22 protein-coding genes are annotated in these 20,987 nt (G+C 64.4%); 16 read left to right on the forward strand and 6 right to left on the reverse strand.

Going from position 1 to position 20,987, the window contains the following annotated elements; translation table 11 throughout:
* From DIE12_RS05395 to DIE12_RS05405, 3 genes are all read left to right on the forward strand, one after another.
* The gene (locus DIE12_RS05395; RefSeq protein ID WP_124520177.1) at positions 1 to 930 is read left to right on the forward strand and encodes a helix-turn-helix domain-containing protein; all 930 of its coding nucleotides are present in this window, start codon (positions 1 to 3) and stop codon (positions 928 to 930) included.
* A gap of 85 nt (positions 931 to 1,015) precedes the next feature.
* Positions 1,016 to 1,588 carry a hypothetical protein gene (locus DIE12_RS05400; RefSeq protein ID WP_260429001.1) on the forward strand — a complete coding sequence of 191 codons (573 nt, stop codon included), beginning with the start codon at positions 1,016 to 1,018 and terminating at the stop codon, positions 1,586 to 1,588.
* A 295-nt stretch (positions 1,589 to 1,883) separates the two neighbouring features.
* Positions 1,884 to 2,810, forward strand: coding sequence for a hypothetical protein (locus tag DIE12_RS05405; RefSeq protein ID WP_124520181.1), 927 nt, complete (start codon positions 1,884 to 1,886; stop codon positions 2,808 to 2,810).
* A 374-nt stretch (positions 2,811 to 3,184) separates the two neighbouring features.
* On the opposite strand, the gene DIE12_RS05410 is transcribed toward DIE12_RS05405, so the two are convergent.
* Both DIE12_RS05410 and DIE12_RS05415 read right to left on the reverse strand, forming a co-directional pair.
* A complete protein-coding gene (locus DIE12_RS05410) occupies positions 3,185 to 4,828 on the reverse strand; it encodes an ATP-binding protein (RefSeq protein ID WP_221623841.1) in 1,644 nt (547 codons plus the stop codon).
* A gap of 138 nt (positions 4,829 to 4,966) precedes the next feature.
* Positions 4,967 to 6,199 (reverse strand): phage integrase central domain-containing protein, encoded by a 1,233-nt coding sequence (locus tag DIE12_RS05415; RefSeq protein WP_124520183.1) that lies wholly within the window; start codon positions 6,197 to 6,199, stop codon positions 4,967 to 4,969.
* Between the two features lie 178 nt (positions 6,200 to 6,377).
* On the opposite strand from DIE12_RS05415, the gene DIE12_RS05420 reads away from it, so the two are divergent.
* The 4 genes from DIE12_RS05420 to DIE12_RS05435 all read left to right on the forward strand — a co-directional run bounded on the left by DIE12_RS05420 (position 6,378) and on the right by DIE12_RS05435 (position 8,728).
* Positions 6,378 to 6,692 (forward strand): Dabb family protein, encoded by a 315-nt coding sequence (locus DIE12_RS05420; protein ID WP_121858954.1) that lies wholly within the window; start codon positions 6,378 to 6,380, stop codon positions 6,690 to 6,692.
* A complete protein-coding gene (locus DIE12_RS05425; protein WP_124520185.1) occupies positions 6,689 to 7,168 on the forward strand; it encodes a PaaI family thioesterase in 480 nt (159 codons plus the stop codon). The genes DIE12_RS05420 and DIE12_RS05425 overlap by 4 nt, the downstream gene beginning before the upstream one ends.
* Before the next feature lie 125 nt (positions 7,169 to 7,293).
* Positions 7,294 to 8,253, forward strand: a complete 960-nt coding sequence (locus DIE12_RS05430; RefSeq protein WP_044843656.1) for an alpha/beta hydrolase — start codon at positions 7,294 to 7,296, stop codon at positions 8,251 to 8,253.
* Positions 8,254 to 8,287: 34 nt separating this feature from the next.
* On the forward strand, positions 8,288 to 8,728 hold the full coding sequence (locus DIE12_RS05435; RefSeq protein ID WP_124520187.1) for a GNAT family N-acetyltransferase: 441 nt from the start codon (positions 8,288 to 8,290) through the stop codon (positions 8,726 to 8,728).
* A 28-nt stretch (positions 8,729 to 8,756) separates the two neighbouring features.
* On the opposite strand, the gene DIE12_RS05440 is transcribed toward DIE12_RS05435, so the two are convergent.
* Both DIE12_RS05440 and DIE12_RS05445 read right to left on the reverse strand, forming a co-directional pair.
* Positions 8,757 to 9,602, reverse strand: coding sequence for an NRDE family protein (locus tag DIE12_RS05440; RefSeq protein WP_124520189.1), 846 nt, complete (start codon positions 9,600 to 9,602; stop codon positions 8,757 to 8,759).
* Positions 9,603 to 9,678: 76 nt separating this feature from the next.
* Complete coding sequence (locus tag DIE12_RS05445) at positions 9,679 to 10,713, reverse strand: folate-binding protein YgfZ (protein WP_124520191.1); 1,035 nt, start codon at positions 10,711 to 10,713, stop codon at positions 9,679 to 9,681.
* 77 nt (positions 10,714 to 10,790) lie between these two features.
* Here DIE12_RS05445 and mltG point away from each other — a divergent pair, with 77 nt between their 5' ends.
* The 9 genes from mltG to DIE12_RS05490 all read left to right on the forward strand — a co-directional run bounded on the left by mltG (position 10,791) and on the right by DIE12_RS05490 (position 19,353).
* Positions 10,791 to 11,810, forward strand: coding sequence for an endolytic transglycosylase MltG (gene mltG / locus DIE12_RS05450; RefSeq protein ID WP_124486261.1), 1,020 nt, complete (start codon positions 10,791 to 10,793; stop codon positions 11,808 to 11,810).
* Positions 11,810 to 12,430: a dTMP kinase gene (gene tmk, locus DIE12_RS05455; RefSeq protein ID WP_044843651.1), complete on the forward strand. Its 621-nt coding sequence runs from the start codon at positions 11,810 to 11,812 to the stop codon at positions 12,428 to 12,430. Before mltG ends, tmk begins: the two co-directional genes overlap by 1 nt.
* 18 nt (positions 12,431 to 12,448) lie before the next feature.
* Positions 12,449 to 13,477 carry a DNA polymerase III subunit delta' gene (locus tag DIE12_RS05460; protein WP_044843650.1) on the forward strand — a complete coding sequence of 343 codons (1,029 nt, stop codon included), beginning with the start codon at positions 12,449 to 12,451 and terminating at the stop codon, positions 13,475 to 13,477.
* Between the two features lie 79 nt (positions 13,478 to 13,556).
* Positions 13,557 to 14,336, forward strand: a complete 780-nt coding sequence (locus DIE12_RS05465; protein WP_124486262.1) for a TatD family hydrolase — start codon at positions 13,557 to 13,559, stop codon at positions 14,334 to 14,336.
* 43 nt (positions 14,337 to 14,379) lie between these two features.
* A complete protein-coding gene (locus DIE12_RS05470) occupies positions 14,380 to 15,090 on the forward strand; it encodes an ankyrin repeat domain-containing protein (protein ID WP_124486263.1) in 711 nt (236 codons plus the stop codon).
* A gap of 119 nt (positions 15,091 to 15,209) precedes the next feature.
* Positions 15,210 to 15,566, forward strand: coding sequence for a Rap1a/Tai family immunity protein (locus DIE12_RS05475; RefSeq protein ID WP_044843647.1), 357 nt, complete (start codon positions 15,210 to 15,212; stop codon positions 15,564 to 15,566).
* A gap of 94 nt (positions 15,567 to 15,660) precedes the next feature.
* Positions 15,661 to 16,833, forward strand: coding sequence for a mechanosensitive ion channel family protein (locus DIE12_RS05480; RefSeq protein ID WP_124486264.1), 1,173 nt, complete (start codon positions 15,661 to 15,663; stop codon positions 16,831 to 16,833).
* Positions 16,834 to 16,864: 31 nt separating this feature from the next.
* Positions 16,865 to 18,043, forward strand: coding sequence for an AAA family ATPase (locus DIE12_RS05485; RefSeq protein WP_124520193.1), 1,179 nt, complete (start codon positions 16,865 to 16,867; stop codon positions 18,041 to 18,043).
* A 245-nt stretch (positions 18,044 to 18,288) separates the two neighbouring features.
* A complete protein-coding gene (locus DIE12_RS05490; protein WP_044843644.1) occupies positions 18,289 to 19,353 on the forward strand; it encodes a glycosyltransferase family 4 protein in 1,065 nt (354 codons plus the stop codon).
* Positions 19,354 to 19,452: 99 nt separating this feature from the next.
* Here DIE12_RS05490 and DIE12_RS05495 read toward each other — a convergent pair whose 3' ends face one another.
* Together DIE12_RS05495 and DIE12_RS05500 are read right to left on the reverse strand one after the other, a co-directional pair.
* Positions 19,453 to 20,040: a YSC84-related protein gene (locus DIE12_RS05495; protein WP_044843643.1), complete on the reverse strand. Its 588-nt coding sequence runs from the start codon at positions 20,038 to 20,040 to the stop codon at positions 19,453 to 19,455.
* A 231-nt stretch (positions 20,041 to 20,271) separates the two neighbouring features.
* A complete protein-coding gene (locus tag DIE12_RS05500) occupies positions 20,272 to 20,730 on the reverse strand; it encodes a membrane protein (protein WP_044843642.1) in 459 nt (152 codons plus the stop codon).
* Between the last annotated feature and the right edge of the window lie 257 nt (positions 20,731 to 20,987).

A 20,987-nucleotide genomic window follows, 5' to 3' on the forward strand; every position in this document is an offset into this window, starting at 1 on the left:
ATGTACGACACGATTGAAGAAATTCAGGCGCTTCGAGACGTCGCAGTCGAATCAGTGAACCTCGAATTCAAATCTGGGGCCAAACTGGACAATTGGAACGAGCGGGCGAAGCTGGATCTCATCGCGGACGTGACCGCCTTCGCCAACGCGGGGGGCGGTACGGTGATTTATGGTCTCGACGAGATTCAACGAGACGGCAAGTCGTATGCTGGTGATATCTCGCCTGTCCAGGATGAGCGCATGACGCAGGATCGCCTTAGGGAGATCATCGTTTCCAATACTGACCCGGTCCTGCGCGGCTTTAAGATCACACACATACAGACTGACGCCGGTTCAATCTTTGTTGTGACGGTCGAGGAGGGTGATACGGCATATCAGAATACTTGTGACCGGAAATACTACGGTCGTATCGATGCATCGGCTCAGCCGATGTACGGATTCGCGATTCGCGACGTGATGAATCGACGCACGCGGCCTCACGTGACGGCTTCACTCATCGCGGTAACTCGCGGCGGCATTGAGGCAAACCGTCGTGAGTATGAATTGCGTGGTCGCCTCACGAATGAGGGAAACCTCACAGCGCATCATTGGGCGCTGCGCGTTGCAATTCCGAATGTCATAGGGACGCATGAGGGACCGTTGTCACCTCAACTGCGGTCACAAGGAACAGAGCAAATAGGTGGGCTGGCGTACGTGTGGTACCGGTATATATCGGAGCGTGCCAATGGCCGCACACAGCGGATATTGCCCGGCGAGACTCTGGAGTTGCGCGAGGTTTTTGCCGACGCGGCTGTCCTGTTGTTGCGTGTCGGGAGCCGCGAGCAACAGCGCATCATGGACCATTCCCCGGCGGTATTATGGGAGCTGTTCGTCGACGATGCTTCCAAGCAGACCGGCGACCTACCATATTCGATGTGGTGTGACTTCTGACTTGATTCCGGCTCATGCTTCAACGCAGTACGAAAAGAAGTCCAGCGTTCATCGGCTTCACGTGCAGGGGTAAACGAACATGGTCATGACAAAAATCGACGCCGCCCGACGGCAACTCATTACTGCAATTCGCCTTTTCTTCGATGGAGGCGATCCTGTTTCCATGTACTCGCTGGCATCTAACGCTTGGGAGGTCATCGACGTGCTCTGTACGAGCGCGGGCGTGGAAAGCTTCTCCAAGCAGGCCCGCGAAAACCTACCGGACGGACACAAGCTGAAGTACTACGTCAATGAGCCGTGTCGGAACTTTTTCAAGCACGCCGAGCAAGATCCGAATCCTGATAACTCGGTCGAACTGCGCGAGGCCGACGTTGCTGCCATCCTGTTTTTGGCAGCGGAGGACTACATGCGGTTTCGACAGGGTGGTCCTGTGGAGGCGCAGGTCTTTCAGCTGTGGTTTATCGCCGTCTTCCCGGAGAAGGTCACCGCAGATGATCCCGTGGCGCAATCGAAACTCGAATACGCCAAACTCGCGTTTCCCGGCATTGCCCGACTTGGTTCGTCCGAGCAGATCGAGATGGGACGGCAGATGCTGGTGGCCGCGCTCAAAGACGGCGACCTTGCAGCTGACCCGAAAACCGAGCGAAGCCTCATGTGATGGCGTAGGTCGCGGCGTAGCTTCTTGTATCGCCCAAGTGGCGATGCTGCTGCGGCATCGGGCACGGCACGTTGCTTTGCAACAAGGTAGCTGCATCGATTTCCAGAAAGGCGAAAGTCCGCGTCAAGCGGGCTTTTTTGCGTGCTACAGATTTGCTACAGCAAGGGACGTAAGCCTTGCTGGACAAGCCTTACGCTTATCATTCCATCTCCTGAACTACGGGATGATTCTGGCTGTAAACCGACGCAGCATCGGCTGTGCGAAAATTAAATCACACTAACTACCATCAGGCGCAATGTCTCTTATCCACGATATACAGGCGGCCGCGATTTCTGAGCACGGAGACGTCTCGGCCTTATTGCGTCAATGCAAGCTCCTCGCAGCGAGGCTGGACCATGCTGAATTCGGAAACTGGGTAGATAGTGAATTGCGAGGATATCCGGATTCGCAGCCACTGCCGCGATACCGGCGCACCTCGGTGCTTTCGTATGGTCAGTTTGTCGATGCGTTCACTGGTAGTCAAGCAACACTTCAGATTTCAGTCGGGATCTTGCCAGAGCACCTGCGCGAAGCCTACAGTGAGGCTCGGCTCGATATGGCGATCAGTGCGTATCAACAGCTCTTAATCGGCGACAGCGAGCAGTCGCATGCGCGCATCGAGTGGCCTGTTGGTTTGGCCGTCAAATATGCTTCGCGTATGACGAAGACCATGCAATGCGTTTCGGCGTGGAAAGCGTTGCCGTTGGGGGTTATTCATATAATGGTTAACGAGATCAAAACAGCGATCTTGGGGTTCGCGATCGATATCGAGCGCGCCGCTCCGAATGCGGGCGATTCGCCGATCGGTTCGACTCGACAAATATCAAGGGAAGCTATGAATCAAATCTTCAACCTGCACGTCAATGGAAACGTAGGCAATGTGGCGAATGGCGGCAGCGACTTTCGGCAAACGGCTCATGTTGCCGTGGCGGCTGGTGACTGGCAGGCGTTGCAACAATTTCTCGCACGTATCGGTGTGCCAGATGAGACTGGAGCGGAGATGAAGGCTGATCTCGACGCGACCGACCGAACGAGCGAACAGTCAGTCCGTGCGGTCATCGGAAAATGGATTGGTAGGCTGGTTGTTGCGTCTAGCGGGGCTGCAGCGGAAGCTGTGGCCAGCGAAGCAGGCAAGGCGATCGCCGGCTACCTTGGAAGTGCGTTGACTTGGTCGGGTGGCTAATGTCAGCGTGTAATTCCGATAACTTATTGATCTGTATCAGTAAATGACGGCCTGCAAAGCCGTTTTGCCGAGATCGGCCACGACGACTCGGGGATGGTAGCTTTGTCTGTCGCGCACCATCAGATGAGGTGCAAATGCCCAATATCGCTCATGCGGTACTCCAAGGCCTCGACATCTGCAGTTTCGATACGGGTATGTTGCCATACTCGCTCCATGGTGAGACTGGCTGCAGTTTCAGCCCTTGCACCTTTAGCACGATGGCCGGCTAGAGTCGGACGGTACCCGTGCGGCACAATCGGTGGTGCGTTTTGCTGGTCCTAAAATTCAGGCCCTCCATACGCCCCACCGACCCAAACTCCTCTGGTAGCCTATCTTCAACCCGTCATGTCAGATTCTGAGTCTGTATCGTAGGGTTCAGCGTCCGCCTCATCTTCTACGATCCCAGCAATAGCGAGTTCCTGATCTGCATTCGTCTTATGGCTCAAAATATTGGAGCCGAGGATGTATGCATAAAGGCTACTTGGCTGAAGCTTAAAGTTCATTCCTTTGTATTCAATATCGGCCGTGATCGATTTTGTTGTAATCAATGTTTGGTCGCGAATCAATGTCGGATGCAGTTGGGCAAATTCGACGCAGTGGCGCAGTAGTGAGCGATCTTCATATGGTCGGTCACTCCATTTTACTTCAACCATCCACTGGGGCTTTTGGTTTGTGGTGGATAGCGACACAATATCAATTTCACCACTATTCCATCGAGCGTAGTACAGATCAACACTTTCACTATGCTGCCATTGGCTGAAAATTGCCGTTTCAGTCAGGTTTCCCATTGTTTCGGCGTCCTTGCTGACTTGGCCGAACAGTGCTGCACGCATCGACGGATTTGTTAAGTAAATCTTGAATTGCATGGCACGCTTAAATCGCCTTGCGTTTTGGTCGATTCTCTCGATGCGTCGGATCAGAAATGCGGCATCCAGGTACTCTAGATATCGCTTAATGGTGTTTTTTGCGACCCCTGAGCTTTTTGATAGCTCCTCGAGAGATACCTCGTTGCCGGTATTGTAAGCCAGTACTGTGAACAGCCTGTTTAGTTCCTGGATGTCGGATATTCCATAGAGACTTGGAAGATCGCGAAGCAACACTTTATCGATGATATCGCTCTTAATGTATTGTCCGGGATTTGACTTGACTGTATCTGAAAAAACTGCTTCGGGATAGCCGCCATAGTTTAGGTAGCAAATGAATTCATTGTTGAGCTCTTCGATGTTGTTGCAGCTATAATGATACCGCCCCGGCTGAAGTTCCTCTTTCTTAATTAGAGAATTTTCCTTTTTGACAAACTGCAAATATTCTGCGAAGGTGAGTGGTGGCAAAATGAAATCACTGAATCGACCGGCGCCAGACTCATTGCTTTTCATTCGCAGCGCAGCTGCGGCAGAACCTGTTGCAACGAATTTGTAATCAACATAAGAGTCGACCAATGATTTTAGATGTACCTCCCAACCCTTGAGATATTGAATCTCGTCAAAGAATATATAAACCTGACTATTTTTTGTTAGGCCTAGCAAATTCGTGTACATCTGCACGATTTTGTCTAGTCTTAGTCCAGTGTAGAGAGGTGTTTCAAGTGAGAGATAGAGGATGTCCTTGCCTGCAACTCCGCTTTGGAGAAGCGCCTCAATCGCATGGTAGACCATGACAGTCTTGCCAACCCGACGTGGTCCCATCAGGACAACCGCTCTCTGGATGGATCTGTCAGTCACGGCACGTAAGAACGGCGCAAAGTACTTGCGACGGGGCATCTTCGAGTACGCAACATGCTCGGGTGCCTCGTCGTCCCACCACGGGTTGTCGAACTTCAAGCGCCCAAGAATCTCTTCCTCGGATATTTCGAACATTGTTGCTCCTAAGATCAGCGTCCTGACGTTAATTCTCGGTCCGTTTTCCGTCAAGGTCAACGCTCTGATCTTATTTTTTGAGGACTGTTGCTCCGCCGAATCTGCATCATTGCTGCGCTTCAAGGCGCGAGAGGTGTCCGCTTTGACTTTCCTCGACCGTCTCGTCAGGGACGGGCGGTAAGGGTCAACGCCCCAAACGCCAAGCGGAGGTGCCGGCGTATGCTGGGTGCTGCCCTAGTTAGATAAGGCGCAGGTGCTGCATCAACGGTCACTGATAGGGGCACTTACGGTGCCACCGTCTTGGAGTGCCTCTTCCTCGACATCGTCGAGCCAGTTCGCCCACGCCTGCATCATCTCCCGGCGCTCCTGTAAGTACTTCGCATGGTTGTACGTTGAGCGAGTCCTATCCTTGTCTTTATGTGACAACTGCATTTCAACGACTTCGTCCTTCCATCCCATTTCGTGAAGGTTGGTCGACGCGGTTGCCCGAAAGTCGTGGCCAGTTATCGGCTCAGGGTTATCCGGAACCATGTAGTCGATTGCCCGGTTGATCGTTGCGCGACTCATGTGTGGGAGCTTTCGGTTGCTATGCAGAATCGGCAAGATATACCCGCGATTTCCGTACATTTCCTGCAGCTCGCACAGCAGTTTCAGTGCTTGCGTAGGAAGGGGAACGATGTGCAGGCGCCGTGATTTGATTTTCTCCGGGGGTACCTTCCATTCGGCGGTGCCCAGGTCGATTTCTTCCCATCGCGCACGGCAAAGCTCGATCGTTCTCGGAAACAGCATCATCAGCAAGCGAATTGCAATCGCGGTTCGTTTGCTCTTGTAGGTTGGAAGCTGGCGAAAGAGCATCTTCAGTTCTTCACGACTCAAAGCCCGAGCATTCTCTGTCGGTGGCTTCAAGACCGAGCCGCGCAGCACCGATGCGGGATCTGTATCCGCTCGCAGTGTGATCACCGCATACTGGAACACATTGGACACATACTGGCGCAGCTTGATCGCTACGGAAGGGGAGCCACGTTCTTCGACCCGACGCATCAAGGCAAGCACATCGTGGGCGGTAACGGAGCGCATCGGGCGGTTTCCGATGTACGGGTACGCATCCATTTCGAGCATCCGAGTAATCTCACCATAGTGCCGCTCGGTCCATGTCTTTCGCTTCTTCTCCAGCCACTCGTCGCTGATGACTCGAAAAGTTGCTTTGCCTTCGTTGATACGCGCCGACAGCACTTCCTGTCGCGCATGCGAGGGGTGCAGTCCCTTTTTGACGAGTTCGCGGGCATCGTCACGTGCTGCCCGTGCGGCCTGAAGGCTGATCGTTGGATATTCGCCGATCGCGAAGAGATTCTCCTTCCCGGCAATTCTGTACTTGTACCGCCAGAGCTTCGAGCCGGACGGCTTTACCAGCAGATACAGTCCATTGCTGTCGGTAAGTTTGGTAGGCTTGTTGCCTGCCTTCGCTTGTCGGATCTTGATGTCGGTAAGTGGCACGGTGAAAAAGGGGGTATCGTCTCTGGACGGTGGAAATGATACCCCCTTTTGTACCCCCTTTTTTCTCGGCTGGACACGAATTCCGGCGAACGTAAGCGAACGATGGAAGGGCGTAGAGCGCCCAACTGGTAGGGGTTCGTGGGAAATTCCCGAACCAAAATGAACAGGAGCGAACGAAGTGATCAGACATATCGTCATGTGGAAGCTGAAGGAATCGGCCGAAGGCGGCACGCGCGCGCAGAACGCGCTGAAGCTGAAGGAAAAGCTCGAAGGCTGCCGCGACCTCGTGCCGGGCATCCTGCAACTCGACGTCGGCATCGCGACGCCGGGCCTCGAAGCGACGTCCGACGTCGTGCTCGTGTCCGATTTCACGGACCAGGCCGCGCTCGATGCGTATCAGGTGCACCCGGTTCACCAGGAAGTGAAGAAGTTCATCGTGGCGGTGGCCGAATCGCGCCAGTGCGTCGACTACCTGTCCGACAGCGCACGATGAGCGACGCGACATCCCCGGCGGACGGTCCGTCGATCGAAAGCCCGTTCGTCGACCTGCTCGGCGTGCGGCTCGTGTCCGCGAAGGATGGTGCGAGCGAGATCGTGCTGCCGCTCGACGAGCGGCACATGAACACGTGGAGCATCGCGCACGGCGGCGTGACGATGACGCTGTCTGACATCGCGCTCGCGATGGCCGCGCGCAGCCTGACCGACGACGGCGTCGGCGTCGTCACGGTCGAGATGAAGGTGAACTTCATGCAGCCCGGGCGCGGCGAGTTGCGCGCATACGGACGCGTGATGCATCGTTCGACGACGATGGCGTATTGCGAAGGCGAAGTGCGCGACAGCGACGGCAACTTCGTCGCGAAGGCGCTCGGCACGTTCAAGTACATGCGGCGGCTCGCGGTGGGCCGCGACATCAAGCGGCAACGCACCCGCACCGCGCCGGATGCGCAGCCCGGCCCGAGTGACGCGTAAGCGCCCTCGACGAACGGCCCTGCCTTTTCACCGGCAGGGCCGTTTTGCGTGGCGGCCCGGCACCGCGCGGCGTGGCATCATGTGACGCTTGTCCGCTCACGGCGCCGCCCGCGCCGTCCTCACCGATGCCGCTGAATCCGAAGATTGCCCAGGTGCTCGACATGGTCGAGCGCGCGAAACGTCCGTCCTATCACCACCAGACGGCGCAGCAGGCGCGCGCCGCGTACGAGAAGAGCGCGCCGATCCTCGACGTCGCGCCGGCGCCGATGCATTCGGTCGAGGCCTGCGTCGTGCCGACGCGCGACGGCCGCTCGATCGGCGCGCGGCTGTACCTTCCGGTCGAGCCGAGCCTCGCCGAACCGCTGCCGGCGCTCGTCTATTACCACGGCGGCGGCTTCACGGTCGGCAGCGTCGATACGCACGACGCGCTGTGCCGGATGTTCGCGCGCGACGCGCAATGCGCGGTGCTGTCGGTCGACTACCGGCTTGCGCCCGAACACCGGTTCCCGACCGCGGTGAACGACGCCGACGACGCATTGCGCTGGCTGCATCGCGAGGCCGCCGCATTCGGCATCGATGCGACGCGGCTCGCGGTCGGCGGCGACAGCGCGGGCGGCACGCTCGCGACGGTCTGCGCGGTGCTCGCGCGCGACGCGGGCATCGGGCTTGCGCTGCAACTGCTGATCTATCCGGGCGTGACGGGGCACCAGGACACCGAATCCCACGGACGGCTCGCGAACGGCTACCTGCTGACGCAGGACACGATCCAGTGGTTCTTCACGCAATACTTGCGCGATCGGTCCGACCGCGACGACTGGCGCTTCGCGCCGCTCGACGGCACGCGCGACGCGCCGTCGTTCGCCGGTGTCGCGCCGGCCTGGATCGCGACGGCCGAATACGATCCGCTGAGCGACGAGGGCGCCGCGTACGCGGACAAGCTGCGCGCGGCCGGCAATACGGTTACGCTGGTCTGCTATCCGGGGATGATCCACGAGTTCTTCAAGATGGGCGGCTACGTGCCGGAGGTGCGGGCCGCGCATGCCGACGCGGTGGCGGCGCTCAGGGCCGCATTCGACGACGTTTGACGGCGGCGGCGCCCGGCGCCGCGCGGAGGAAGCGATGACCGACGGCTGGGTGGAAACGGGCGACTGGGCCGTGCTGGGTGGCGATGCCGCACGGATTCGCGATGCGGTGTTCGTGCGCGAGCAGCGGATTCCGCCGGAATGGGAACTGGACGACGAGGATCCGCTGTCGTTGCACGCGGTTGCCTACCGGGTCGATGCGGCGACCGGCTCACGCCGCGCGGTCGCGACGGGACGGTTGCTGCGCACCGGCACGATCGGCCGCGTCGCGGTGCTGGCCGACGCGCGCGGGCAGGGCGCCGGATCGGCCGTGCTGCATGCGTTGCTGGACGCGGCGCGGCATCGCGGCGAGCCGGTCGTGCGGCTTTACGCGCAGGATGCCGCGGTGTCGTTCTACGTGCGGCACGGCTTCGCGGCGATCGGCGAGCCGTTCGTCGAAATCGGCGTGCCGCACGTCGAGATGGCGCGCGCGCCGTAGCGCCGCCCGCGCCGCCCCCGCCGCTGGCTCAGCGCGGCGGCGTCGCGTCGATGTCGAACGTGAACGCGCGCTCGAAACTGCCCGGGCGAACGGTGCGGTGCGAGCCGTCGTCGTCGCAGCGTTCCTTGATGTCGACCGTCAAGCGCACGCCTTCCTTCATCGTCACGCGCAGCGCGGTCGTGCCGCGCGTGCCGTATTCGGGTGTCTCGATGAACGCGGCCGACAGCGCACGCTCGCGCTCGATCGGAATGCCGGTGTGCGGCAGCGCGTCGTCGTCCGCGACATGCGGATCGCGCATCAGCTCGATCAGCTCGTCGAGCGACGGGGCTGGGTTGTCGGTCAGCAGCGTGCCGAGTTCCGCGCGCTTGCGCACGACTTTCGGCCAGGGCGTATCGAGCCGGGCATTCGACAGCGCATGCACGCCGGCGGCGATCGCGACCGGCGCGGCGACGCGGGTTTCGCCTTCGGCCGCGCGGTTGCAGAACCACGCGAGCTCGCGCCGCTTCCAGTCGCCGACCAGCAGGTTGAAGCCGTTGTACACGGCCGCGTGCTCGGCCAGCTCGCCGAGATAGTCGAGCGGCGCGACGGACGGGCCGCGGAGGAAATCGGACACGAGCTTGCCGCGGGTCGGCGCGCCCGCGCGAATGTCGAACGGCGCGCGGTAATTGGTCAGCGCCGCGAAGCGGCCGTCGCGCGATACGCCGAGCCACGTGCCGCCCGCTTCGAGATCGCGGCCGGCCAGCACGCCCGGCACATCCTCCCACCACGAAAGCGGCGCACTCGTACGGCGAAAGAATTCATCGCGGTTGGCGGTCAGGGTAAAGACGGGACCGGCGGCGGCATCGGGCTGCCAGTCGAAGGCAATCAGACACATCGGGGGAATCTCTCGCAGGAAACATCGGGCGCCGGCTGCATCGTGCGAGCCGGCGTGCGACCGGGTTGTCAGTGCGTCACGCTTCCGTCGGCCACGCGTACGGCAGCGCGTCGAACGCGAGTGCCGGACCGTCGGCCGAACCGAGGTGCACGGTGCCGCTGTCGAGCGCGGCCAGCTTGATCTCGACCAGCGCGTCGACGCCGCCCGCGGGCGCGGCCGCCGCGTTGACGATCATCCCGCACGGCTGGCCCGGGTCGTCGCTGTGGAACAGCTCGACGCCGGCATGCACGGTGTCGGTCTCGCCGGCGACGTGCGCGAGCGCGGTACGGCGCTTGATCGTGCCGCGGTACTGGCTGCGCGCGACGATTTCCTGGCCCGGGTAGCACCCCTTCCTGAAGTTAACGGCGCCGATCACGTCGAAGTTGACCATTTGCGGCACGAACTGTTCGACGGCCGGCTGCGTGATGCGCGGCTCGCCCGCGCGCACGTCGAGCCAGTCCCATACGGCCGGCGACACGACCGGCAGCGTGTCGGCGAGCGCGGCGAGACGCGCGTCGACTTCCGCGCGCGGCCCGATCCACAGGTAGCGCTTGCGGCCGGCCGCGTCCGGGACGCGGATCAGCGCCCCGGCCGGGCCGTCGACCTTCACGTGCACGCCGTCCGGCAGCGCGTCGAAGATGCCCGACAGCGCTTCGCGCACGTCGCCCGCGAAGCCGACCACCGCGAGCGTGTCGCTCGCGTCCGTCAGTTTCGCCTTCGCGCGCAGCACGAACATCGACAGCCGTTTCTGCACGGCGGCCTGGACGTCCTTCGAGACCAGCAGGCGCACGCCGTGACCGGCGCGCCAGGCGAGGAACGACGCGAGCAGGCGGCCCTTCGGCGAGCAATAGCCGGACAGGCGCGCGCTCGCGGCATCGAGATGCTCGATGTCGTTGGTGAGCTGGGTGTGCAGGAACGTCGCGGCGTCGTCGCCGGCCACGTCGATCACGCCGAACTGCGCAAGCGGCATGCAGGCGCCCGGCGCGTCGAAATCGGCGGTGGACGGGCGGGGGAAAACGGGGAGCGAGACGGGTGCGGGCTGGGCAGCCGGTGAAGCGAATGGTGTGCTCATGGAATGAGGGAACAGTCAACCCTGACTTTGACGGAGGCGAGCAAGTATTATATGGGTCTTACCTGAGTCTCGTTTCCATGTCCCTACTGAAGAAATGCGCCGCGACGGTCGTGGCGCTGGCCGTCGTTGTGGCCGCTGCCGGCGCGGGCGGCGGGTATTACTGGGCGACCCGGCCGCTGCTGCTGGGCGCCGCAACGCTCGACGTCACGATCAAGCCGCGCAGCAGCGTGAAGAGCGTCGCGCTGCAGCTCAAGCACGGCGGCGTGCCGGTCGAGCCGTTCGGCTTCGTCGCGATGACGCGCCTGCTCGGGCTGTCGAGCCGGCTGAAGTCCGGAAACTACGAATTCAAGACCGGCATCACGCCGTACGACGTGCTGCAGAAGATCGCGCGCGGCGACGTGAACGAGTACGTCGCGACGGTGATCGAGGGCTGGACCTTCAAGCGGATGCGCGCGGAACTCGACGGCAATCCCGATCTCGCGCACGCGACGGCCGGCATGAGCGACGCCGAGCTGCTGCGCGCGATCGGCGCCCCCGACAACGCGATCCAGCGCGGCAGTGGCGAGGGACTGTTCTTCCCCGACACCTACCTGTTCGACAAGGGCACGAGCGACCTGAACATCTACCGGCGTGCCTACCAGCTGATGCAGACGCGCCTCGACGAAGCATGGGCCGCGCGCGCGCCGGGGCTGCCGTACAAGACGCCTTACGAAGCGCTGACCGTCGCGTCGATCGTCGAAAAGGAAACGGGCCATGCGGCCGACCGCGCGTTCGTCGCGGCGGTGTTCGCGAACCGGCTGCGCATCGGGATGCCGCTGCAGACCGATCCATCGGTGATCTACGGGCTCGGCGACGCGTACGACGGCCGCCTGCGCAAGCGCGACCTGCAGGCCGACACTCCTTACAATACCTATACGCGCCGCGGCCTGCCGCCGACACCGATCGCGCTGCCGGGCGTCGCCTCGCTGCAGGCGGCGATCAATCCGGCGCCGACGAGCGCGCTCTATTTCGTCGCGAAGGGCGATGGCACGAGCGTGTTCTCGGACACGCTCGGCGATCACAACAAGGCCGTGGACAAGTACATACGAGGTCAATAATGCCGAGCGGTAAATTCATCACCTTCGAAGGCATCGACGGGGCCGGGAAGACCACCCACCTGCAATGGTTCTGCGAACGCCTCCAGGCGAGGCTGGCCGCGAGCGGCCGGCAGGTCGTCGTCACCCGCGAGCCGGGCGGCACGCAGCTCGGTGAGAAGCTGCGCGAGATCCTGCTGAACCAGCCGATGGATCTCGAGACGGAGGCGCTACTGATGTTCGCCGCGCGTCGCGAGCACCTCGCGCTCGTGATCGAGCCGGCGCTCGCGCGCGGCGACTGGGTCGTGTCCGACCGCTTCACCGACGCGACCTTCGCCTACCAGGGCGGCGGCCGCGGGCTGCCGCGCGACAAGCTCGAGACGCTCGAGCGCTGGGTGCAGGGCGGTTTCCAGCCCGACCTGACGGTGCTGTTCGACGTCGCGCCGCAGGTGGCGAGCGAGCGCCGCGGCGCCGCGCGCATGCCCGACAAGTTCGAAAGCGAATCGGACGCGTTTTTCTCGCGTACCCGCGGCGAATACCTGCGGCGCGCGGAAGAGGCGCCGCACCGCTTCGCGATCGTTGACGCGACGCAGACGATTCCCGAGATCCGCCAGCAGCTCGAACGCGTGCTGGCCGCGCTGTAACACGAAGGAACGCACCACATGATCTATCCGTGGCAGACCGACGACTGGAACCGCTTGCAGCAACTGCGCGCGCAGTGGCCGCATGCGCTGCTGCTGCACGGCCAGGCCGGGATCGGCAAGCTGCAGTTCGCGCAGCATCTCGCGCAGGGCTTCCTGTGCGAGGCGCCGCAGCCGAACGGCGAGCCGTGCGGCACCTGCGCGGCCTGCACGTGGTTCGCGCAGGGCAACCATCCGGACTACCGGATCGTGCTGCCCGAGGCGCTCGCGGGCGAAGCGCCGGGCGCCGCCGACGACGCGAAGCCGGCCGACGCGGACGACGGCGGCAAGAAGACGCGCGCGCCGAGCAAGGAAATCAAGATCGAGCAGGTGCGTGCGCTGCTCGACTTCTGCGGGGTCGGTTCGCACCGCGGCGGCGCGCGCGTCGTCGTGCTGTATCCGGCCGAGGCGCTGAACGTCGCCGCGTCGAACGCGCTGCTGAAGACGCTGGAGGAGCCGCCGTCAGGCGTCGTGTTCCTGCTGGTGTCGGCGCGCATCGACCGGCTGCTGCCGACCATCATCAGCCGCTGCCGGCAGTGGCCGATGACCGTGCCGGCGCCCGACGCGGCCGCGGCGTGGCTGGCGGCGCAGGGCGTCGACGATGCGCGCGCGCTGCTCGCCGAAGCCGGCGGCGCGCCGCTCGCCGCGCTGGCGCTCGCGAGCGACGAGAACCGCCCGCTGCGCGATTTCACGCTCGGCCAGCTCGCCGCCGGCGCCGCGTGCGATCCGTTCGCGTGCGGCGAGACGCTGCAGAAGCTGCCGGTGCCGCTGGTGCTCGGCTGGCTGCAGCGCTGGCTGTACGATCTGCTCGCACAACGGATGGCGGGCGCGCCGCGCTACTTCCCGATGCAGGCGGCCGCGCTCGCGCGTTGCGCGGAAGCCGTCGACGCGAATGCGTTCGCGCGCTTCATGAAGGCCGTGACGCGCCAGCGGACGGTCGAGAACCATCCGCTCAACGCCCGGCTCGTCTTCGAGGAACTGTTTCTCGGTTATCGGGAAATGTTCGCGTGAGCGCGTATTGTTTCCTTGAAGAGGGGAAACGGCTGCCGGCGAGCGCATGAGCGCCCGCCTCACGTATTCAGGAAACACGATGTTCGTCGATTCTCACTGCCACATCAATTTCAAGGGTCTCGCCGACCGCCTGCCGGCCGTGCTGGAGAACATGCGCGAGCACGACGTCACGCATGCGCTGTGCGTGTCGGTCGACTTCGAGACGCTGCCCGACGTGCTCGCGATCGCGCAGGCGCACGACAACGTGTACGCGTCGGTCGGCGTGCATCCGGATCACGAGGACGCACGCGAGCCGACGCTCGCGGAACTGATCGAGCTGGCCGCGCACCCGAAAGTCGTCGCGATCGGCGAGACGGGCCTCGACTACTACCGCCTCGAAGGCCGCTCGATCGCCGACATGGAATGGCAGCGCGAACGCTTTCGCACGCATATCCGCGCGGCGACCGCGACGATGAAGCCGCTGATCATCCATACGCGCTCGTCGTCGGAAGACACGCTGCGGATCATGGCCGAGGAACGCGCGGACGTGCCGGGCGGCGTGATGCACTGCTTCACCGAGCCTTGGCCCGTCGCCGAGCAGGCGCTCGCGCAGAACTTCCATATCTCGCTGTCGGGGATCGTCACGTTCAAGAACGCGACCGACGTGCAGGACGTCGCGCGGCGGGTGCCGCTCGAGCGGCTGCTGATCGAGACCGACTCGCCGTACCTCGCGCCGGTGCCGTATCGCGGCAAGCCGAATGAACCTGCGTACGTCAGCCATGTCGGACGCTTTATCGCATCCGAGCGCGGCATCCCCGTCGAGGCGCTGGCCGATGCGACGACCCAGAACTTTTTCCGGCTGTTCAAGATCGCCCGCTAACGACGCGCGCCCAGCCGACAACCCAGGGAAGGAGCCCACAACAATGACGAAGCCGACCACATACCTGCCCAAGCGCGCCCTCGTCGCCGCCGCGCTCGTCGCGAGCGGCCTGTTTGCCGCCGCCGGCGCGCATGCCGAGTCGCTCGACGCGGTCGTCAAGGCGGTCAAGTTCGACGACATCGCCGACATCGGCAAGCAGCTCAAGAGCGGCAAGCTCGATCCGAACACGATCGCGCCGAACGGCGACCCGCTGATCGTGATCGCCGCGCGCGAGAAGTCCGACAAGGTCGCCGCGGCGCTCGCCACGACGCCGAACATCGACCTCGAGAAGGAAGACAAGGCCGGCGAGAACGCGCTGATGCTCGCGTCGCTGAACGGCGACGTCGGGCTCGTCAAGCTGCTGATCGACAAGGGTGCGGAAGTCAGCAAGAAGGGCTGGGCGCCGCTGCACTACGCGGCCACCAACGGCCAGGACGAGGTCGTCAAGGTCCTGCTCGACCATGACGCGTATATCGACACCGCGTCGCCGAACGGCACGACGCCGCTGATGATGGCCGCGCGCGGCAACCACGCGTCGACGGTCAACCTGCTGCTCGACCAGGGCGCCGATCCGCAGGTGAAGAACCAGCTCGGCATCACCGCGCTCGAGTTCGCGCAGCACTACAAGGCGCCGGATGCGATCGACATCCTGAGCAAGCGGACGGTGCGCGTCGGTGCATCGGCGCCGGCAGATGCGCAAAAGAGTGCAAAATGACGGTTTCGGCGCGGTGGCGCAGCGCCCGGCCGGCCGGAATCCGGCCGGCAGCGGGCGTCCGGCCGCCGCGCCGGTCAGCGCAGCAAGCGGCCCGAGGCCGCATTGACATAAGGAACACCATGTTGCGGGCTATGTTTTGTGCCGCGGCGTTTGCCGTGCCGTTGTCGGCGGCGGCTTTCACGGGCGCGGATCTCGACCGGCTGTGCGCGAAGACGGACGTCAAGTCGCGGGCGTCGTGCGCGGCCTACATCGAAGGCGCTGCCGATGGCGTCTACAACACGATCGACGCGATCGGCGGCACCACCGGGCCGCGCGTCGGGCAGTATTTCTGCCTGCCACCCGACATCCGGGCGCAGCAGATGACCGACGCGGTGCGCAAGTACATCGCGGAGAACCCGAAGCTGGCCGACTACAACGCGAGCACCGCGGTGTCGCTCGGTCTCGGCAAGGCATTCCCGTGCAAGGGCGGCAGTTGATCTGACACCGGGTCCGGGCGCGCGCTGCCCGGACGTCGCCGACGCATCCAGGACGAGGCCACCGCGCCTCATAACCGAAGCATCCCGGGCGCCGATGATTTCAATCGAGGAACTGCAGCGCATCGCCGATGCGCCGTTGCATTCGTGGTCCGGCACGCTGATCGTGTCGGTCATGGTCGTGCTGGTCGTCGTGATCGTGCACCGTCTCGGCGCACGCATCGTCAAGCGCATCGCGCAGCCGTATCCGCTGATGAGCGTGATCCTGCGCTACATCGACAAACCTTCGCTCGTCACGCTCGCGCTGCTTGCGCTCGAATTCCTGTGGATCCAGACGGACGAAGGCATGTCGTTCGTGGGCGGGATGCGCGCCGCGGCCGCGGTCGGCTCCATCGTATCGCTGACCTGGCTGCTGGTGCGGCTCGCGGCCGGCGTCGGCGACGCGATCATCCAGGCCCATCCGATGGATGCGGCCGACAACCTCCACGCGCGGCGCGTCCACACGCAGGCCAAGGTGCTCGTGCGGACCGTCATGGTGCTGATCGTGATCATCGGCACGGGCGCCGCGCTGATGACGTTCCCGAACGTGCGCCAGGTCGGCGCGAGCCTGCTGGCGTCGGCCGGCGTCGCCGGCCTCGTCGCCGGTATCGCCGCGCGGCCGGTGCTCGGCAACCTGATCGCCGGGCTGCAGATCGCGCTCACGCAGCCGATCCGGCTCGACGACGTCGTCGTGATCCAGGGCGAGTGGGGCCGCATCGAGGAAATCACCGGCTCGTTCGTGTCGGTGCGGCTGTGGGACCAGCGCAGGCTGGTCGTCCCGTTGCAGTGGATCATCGAAAACCCGTTCACGAACTGGACGCGCCACAGCTCGGAGATCATCGGCACGGTCTACCTGTCGGTCGACTACCGCACGCCGCTCGCGCCGCTGCGCGAGGAACTCGCGCGGCTCGTCCATGCGGCGCCCGAGTGGGACGGCCGCGTGCAGGTGCTGCAGGTGACCGATGCCACCGAGCGCACGATGCAGTTGCGCGCGCTCGTCAGCGCGGCCGACTCGTCGGCGTGCTGGGATCTGCGTTGCCGCGTGCGCGAGGGCTTGATCGCGTACCTGCAGGCGCGTTTTCCGCAATGCCTGCCGCGCAGCCGGATGGAACTGTATCCGCACGATTCGGCGCCGGGCGAGCCTAGCCCCGAACGGCCGCACGCGCGGCCGCCCGCCGCCAGCACGGCGGCCAACACCGCGGCCGATCCGAAGGCCGCCGAAGGCCGCTGAACGCGCGCCGGTGCCTGCTGCCATCCCCTCCATGACCGCGCTGAAGACGCTTGCCATCGCCAACTACCGCTCGCTGCGCGAGCTGATCGTGCCGCTCGCGGCGCTCACCGTCGTCACCGGGCCGAACGGCAGCGGCAAGTCGAGCGTGTACCGCGCGCTGCGGCTGCTTGCCGACACCGCGCAGGGCCGCGTGATTCCGTCGCTCGCGCGCGAAGGCGGGCTGCCGTCGACGCTGTGGGCCGGCCCCGAGCGCTTTTCGCGCGCGATGCTGAGCGGCGACACGCCGGTGACCGGCACGGTGCGCAACGGACCGGTGAGCCTCAAGCTCGGTTTCGCCGGCGACGATTTCGGTTACGCGATCGATCTCGGCCTGCCGGTGAAGAACGATGCGTCGATGTTTCGTCTCGATCCGGTCGTGAAGCGCGAATGCATCTGGGGCGGCGCGCTGCTGCGGCCGTCGACGCTGCTGGTCGACCGGCAGGGCGCGCAGATTCGCGCGCGCAGCGGGTCGGGCGACTGGCACACGGTGCCGCAGCCGGTGGCGAGCTTCGACAGCATGATGACCGAGTTCGCCGATCCGGTCGGCGCGCCGGAGATGATCGCGGTGCGCGAGCGGATCCGGTCGTGGCGTTTCTACGATCATTTCCGGACCGATGCGCAGGCGCCGGCCCGGCAGTCGCAGATCGGCACCCACACGCCGGTGCTGGCGGACGACGGCGCCGACCTGGCCGCCGCGCTGCAGACGATCCGCGAAATCGGGGATGCGGCCGCGCTCGATGCCGCGATCGACGACGCGTTCCCCGGCGCATCGATCGACATCGACAATCCGGGCGGGCGCGGCCGCTTCGACGTGCTGATGCGCCAGCCGGGGCTGCTGCGGCCGCTGTCGGCGGCCGAGCTGTCGGACGGCACGCTGCGCTACCTGCTGCTCGCGGCCGCGCTGCTGACGCCGCGGCCGCCCGCACTGATGGTGCTGAACGAACCGGAAACGAGCCTCCACCCCGATCTGCTGCCGGCGCTCGGCCGCCTGATCGCGCAGGCCGCGCAGCGTTCGCAGGTGCTGGTCGTGTCGCATGCGGCGCGGCTCATCGCGACGCTCGAACGCGAGGCCGGCTGCGAGTCGCTGGTGCTCGACAAGCAGCTCGGCGCGACCGTGCTCGTCGATGCGGACACGCGCGACCTGCCGCCGTGGAAGTGGCCGTCGCGCTGACGGGCAAAGCGGTGCGCGCGCGGCCGCGTCGGCGGCATGCCACGGGCAGCCCGCCGTCGGGCCTGCGGCGCGAATGTATCCTGTCTGTAACAACACCCATAAAATGAAAGCCCGGTGCTTCCGGGCATCGGGATCGCGAATAATAATGAGATATCCGGCCGGCGCGATGCCGGCCGTGTGCTGCACGGAGGGGATTGTGCGCCAGCCCCCGTGCCGGCCGACCGAGGACACAGGAGACGTGGACCATGAGAATTGCCCAGATCGCCCCGCTGACCGAATCCGTGCCGCCGAAGCTGTACGGCGGCACGGAGCGCGTCGTGTCCTACATCACCGAGGCGCTCGTCGACCTCGGCCATGACGTGACGCTGTTCGCCAGCGGCGATTCGACGACCCGGGCCAGGCTCGAACCGGTATGGCCGCGCGCGCTGCGGCTCGATGCGTCGATCCGCGACCGCGTCGCACCGCACATGCTGCTGATGGAGACGGTCGCGCGCCGCGCGAAGGACTTCGACGTGCTCCATTTCCACATGGACTACTACTCGTTTTCGGTCTTCAACCGGCAGGACACGCCGTTCGTGACGACGCTGCACGGCCGGCTCGACCTGCCCGAGCAGCAGCCGGTGTTCGACACGTTCAACACCGCGCCGGTGATCTCGATCTCGAATTCGCAGCGCCAGCCGCTGCCGCAGGCGAAATGGCAGACGACCGTGTACCACGGGCTGCCCGACACGCTGTACCTGCCGCAACCCGTCGAGCCGCGCTATCTCGCGTTCCTCGGCCGCATCTCGCCGGAGAAGCGGGTCGACACCGCGATCCGCATCGCGCACCAGTGCGGGCTGCCGATCAGGATCGCCGCGAAGATCGACGCGGCGGACCAGGAGTACTTCGAGCGGGAGATCAAGCCGCTGTTCGCACTGCCGCACGTCGAATACATCGGCGAGATCGCCGACCACGAGAAGGCAGAATTCCTGTCGGGCGCGCATGCGCTGCTGTTTCCGATCGACTGGCCGGAGCCGTTCGGGCTGGTGATGATCGAGGCGATGTCGTGCGGCACGCCGGTGATCGCGTTCAATCGCGGCGCGGTGCCGGAGGTGGTGGACGAGGGCGTGTCGGGCTTCATCGTCGAGGACGAGATCAGCGCGGTGGCCGCCGTGAACCGGCTGCACCTGCTGCCGCGCGCACGCGTGCGGCGGCGCTTCGAGGAGCGCTTCACGTCGCGGCGGATGGCGCAGCAGTACGTCGACGTGTACCAGTCGCTGATTCGTGCGCAAAAGCGCTCGCGCTTCAAGGTGATCGATTCGACGACCTGACGCGCGGCGGGTGCGGATAAAAGAACGGCGATGTCCGCAAGGACATCGCCGTTTGCACATCGCCCGCGCGCGGTGCGCACGGACGAGGACGCCGCAGCGTCAGATCTTCAGCTTCGTGACCTTCGTGCCGTTGATCGACACGTCGCCCATCAGGCCGGCGTTGGTCAGCACGATGACCTGGACCGGCGCGGTAGCCGTGTTGGAGTCGACCGCGCCGTTCGCGCCCATCTTCACGAGCGCGACCGATGCGCCGGCGCCGGCTGCCCAGCCGTCCGAGCCGCGGAATTCGTCGAGCGCTTCCTGCGTCATGAACAGGAACACGATCGCCTTCGACTGCGCACCGGCCTGCAGGCCGACCGACAGCGACGACGTGTTGTAGTAGCCGACCGTGCTGCCGCCGACGCGCAGCGCGCCGTTGCCCGACTGGCCGCCGACGATGAAGCCGGCCTGCAGCACGTCCGGGAACACGAGCACGCCGCGCGACTTCGCGACGAGTTCACGCGAACCCTTGACCGTGGAATACATGCGCGACAGCGTGGCGTCGACGCTGGAATCGATCGCCTGACGCTTCGACGCGTTGGTCGCGGCGTTGTCGGGCTTGTCGGGGGTAGTGGTGCAACCGGTGAGCGCAAGGCTGCCGACGACGAGCGCAGCGGCGGCTTTCAGCACGAGGTTCCGTTTTTGCATCGTTCTTCTCCATCGGATGACGTTCGGAGTGAGTCTCGCTCACGGAGCGGATCACGTCGGCAGTTATATCACAACGGATTACAACCCCATTTCGTGCGCGCATGAAAAGGCGCCGAATCGGTTTGCGGTGTCGCGGCGCACCAACGGACGGATCGGCGCGCGCACGGCGATATGTCGCTACATCGCGCGACGGCCGGGGCGGGCGGGAACGGCGGGGCCGGCAGGTGCAGGTCAGTGCGTGACGGGCGGCGCCGGCGGGGTCGGCGGCTTGATCGGCGGGCGCCGCAACGCGCGGCGGATCAGCGCGATCACGACCCCGCACGCGAACAGGAACGCGGCCGGCACGACCCAGTAGCCGACGAACGCGTGCCACAGATAACCGGCGAGCGTGTTGCGGCGCACGACGTATTCGTCGCGGGCCGCCTGCTGGCGTGCCGCGTTGGCGGCCAGCACGTCGGCCGGGCAGCCGGCCGCGCGCGCCGCGTCAGGATCGCCGTGGCACTTCGTGGCGGCGCCGGCCGCCTGCTGCGCATCGGTGAGCTGCCAGGTGGTCAGCGCGAGTTGCAGGTCGGCCTTGTTGTACGCCATTTCCTCGCGGATCTCGCGCACGGCGACGATCGCGACGGGCACGGCCCAGAACACGATCACGATCAGCCAGCGGCGGAACCAGCGGTGTTGTCTCCATGCCATCCATGCCTCCGTTTGACGCGGCGTGCGCGTCCCTCTCGAGGGCGGCCCGATGGCGCTTCTTGTACTTGGGTGGGCCGCGTTGCAGCCATCATAGAAGAAATCGCGGCGAATTGCCGCACCATGTGGCGGCATTTGTACGGCGTGCTGGGGAAGCGGGGCGGGCAGGCGGCGCAGCAGGTCGCGACGACGGCAGCGACGGTGCCGCCGGCCGGCGCGGCGACGCATTCGGCGTCATCGCGTGCGTCGATGCGCGTGCA

It is taken from the genome of Burkholderia sp. Bp9015 (assembly GCF_003853505.1).
Lineage (GTDB): Bacteria > Pseudomonadota > Gammaproteobacteria > Burkholderiales > Burkholderiaceae > Burkholderia.

Coding starts and splice junctions, on each gene's coding strand:
- DIE12_RS05395 (WP_124520177.1), top strand. CDS start 1: ATGTACGACACGATTGAAGAAATTCAGGCGCTTCGAGACGTCGCAGTC.
- DIE12_RS05400 (WP_260429001.1), top strand. CDS start 1,016: ATGACAAAAATCGACGCCGCCCGACGGCAACTCATTACTGCAATTCGC.
- DIE12_RS05405 (WP_124520181.1), top strand. CDS start 1,884: ATGTCTCTTATCCACGATATACAGGCGGCCGCGATTTCTGAGCACGGA.
- DIE12_RS05425 (WP_124520185.1), top strand. CDS start 6,689: ATGAGCGACGCGACATCCCCGGCGGACGGTCCGTCGATCGAAAGCCCG.
- DIE12_RS05430 (WP_044843656.1), top strand. CDS start 7,294: ATGCCGCTGAATCCGAAGATTGCCCAGGTGCTCGACATGGTCGAGCGC.
- DIE12_RS05435 (WP_124520187.1), top strand. CDS start 8,288: ATGACCGACGGCTGGGTGGAAACGGGCGACTGGGCCGTGCTGGGTGGC.
- DIE12_RS05440 (WP_124520189.1), bottom strand. CDS start 9,602: ATGTGTCTGATTGCCTTCGACTGGCAGCCCGATGCCGCCGCCGGTCCC.
- DIE12_RS05445 (WP_124520191.1), bottom strand. CDS start 10,713: ATGAGCACACCATTCGCTTCACCGGCTGCCCAGCCCGCACCCGTCTCG.
- mltG (WP_124486261.1), top strand. CDS start 10,791: ATGTCCCTACTGAAGAAATGCGCCGCGACGGTCGTGGCGCTGGCCGTC.
- tmk (WP_044843651.1), top strand. CDS start 11,810: ATGCCGAGCGGTAAATTCATCACCTTCGAAGGCATCGACGGGGCCGGG.
- DIE12_RS05460 (WP_044843650.1), top strand. CDS start 12,449: ATGATCTATCCGTGGCAGACCGACGACTGGAACCGCTTGCAGCAACTG.
- DIE12_RS05465 (WP_124486262.1), top strand. CDS start 13,557: ATGTTCGTCGATTCTCACTGCCACATCAATTTCAAGGGTCTCGCCGAC.
- DIE12_RS05470 (WP_124486263.1), top strand. CDS start 14,380: ATGACGAAGCCGACCACATACCTGCCCAAGCGCGCCCTCGTCGCCGCC.
- DIE12_RS05475 (WP_044843647.1), top strand. CDS start 15,210: ATGTTGCGGGCTATGTTTTGTGCCGCGGCGTTTGCCGTGCCGTTGTCG.
- DIE12_RS05480 (WP_124486264.1), top strand. CDS start 15,661: ATGATTTCAATCGAGGAACTGCAGCGCATCGCCGATGCGCCGTTGCAT.
- DIE12_RS05485 (WP_124520193.1), top strand. CDS start 16,865: ATGACCGCGCTGAAGACGCTTGCCATCGCCAACTACCGCTCGCTGCGC.
- DIE12_RS05490 (WP_044843644.1), top strand. CDS start 18,289: ATGAGAATTGCCCAGATCGCCCCGCTGACCGAATCCGTGCCGCCGAAG.
- DIE12_RS05495 (WP_044843643.1), bottom strand. CDS start 20,040: ATGCAAAAACGGAACCTCGTGCTGAAAGCCGCCGCTGCGCTCGTCGTC.
- DIE12_RS05500 (WP_044843642.1), bottom strand. CDS start 20,730: ATGGCATGGAGACAACACCGCTGGTTCCGCCGCTGGCTGATCGTGATC.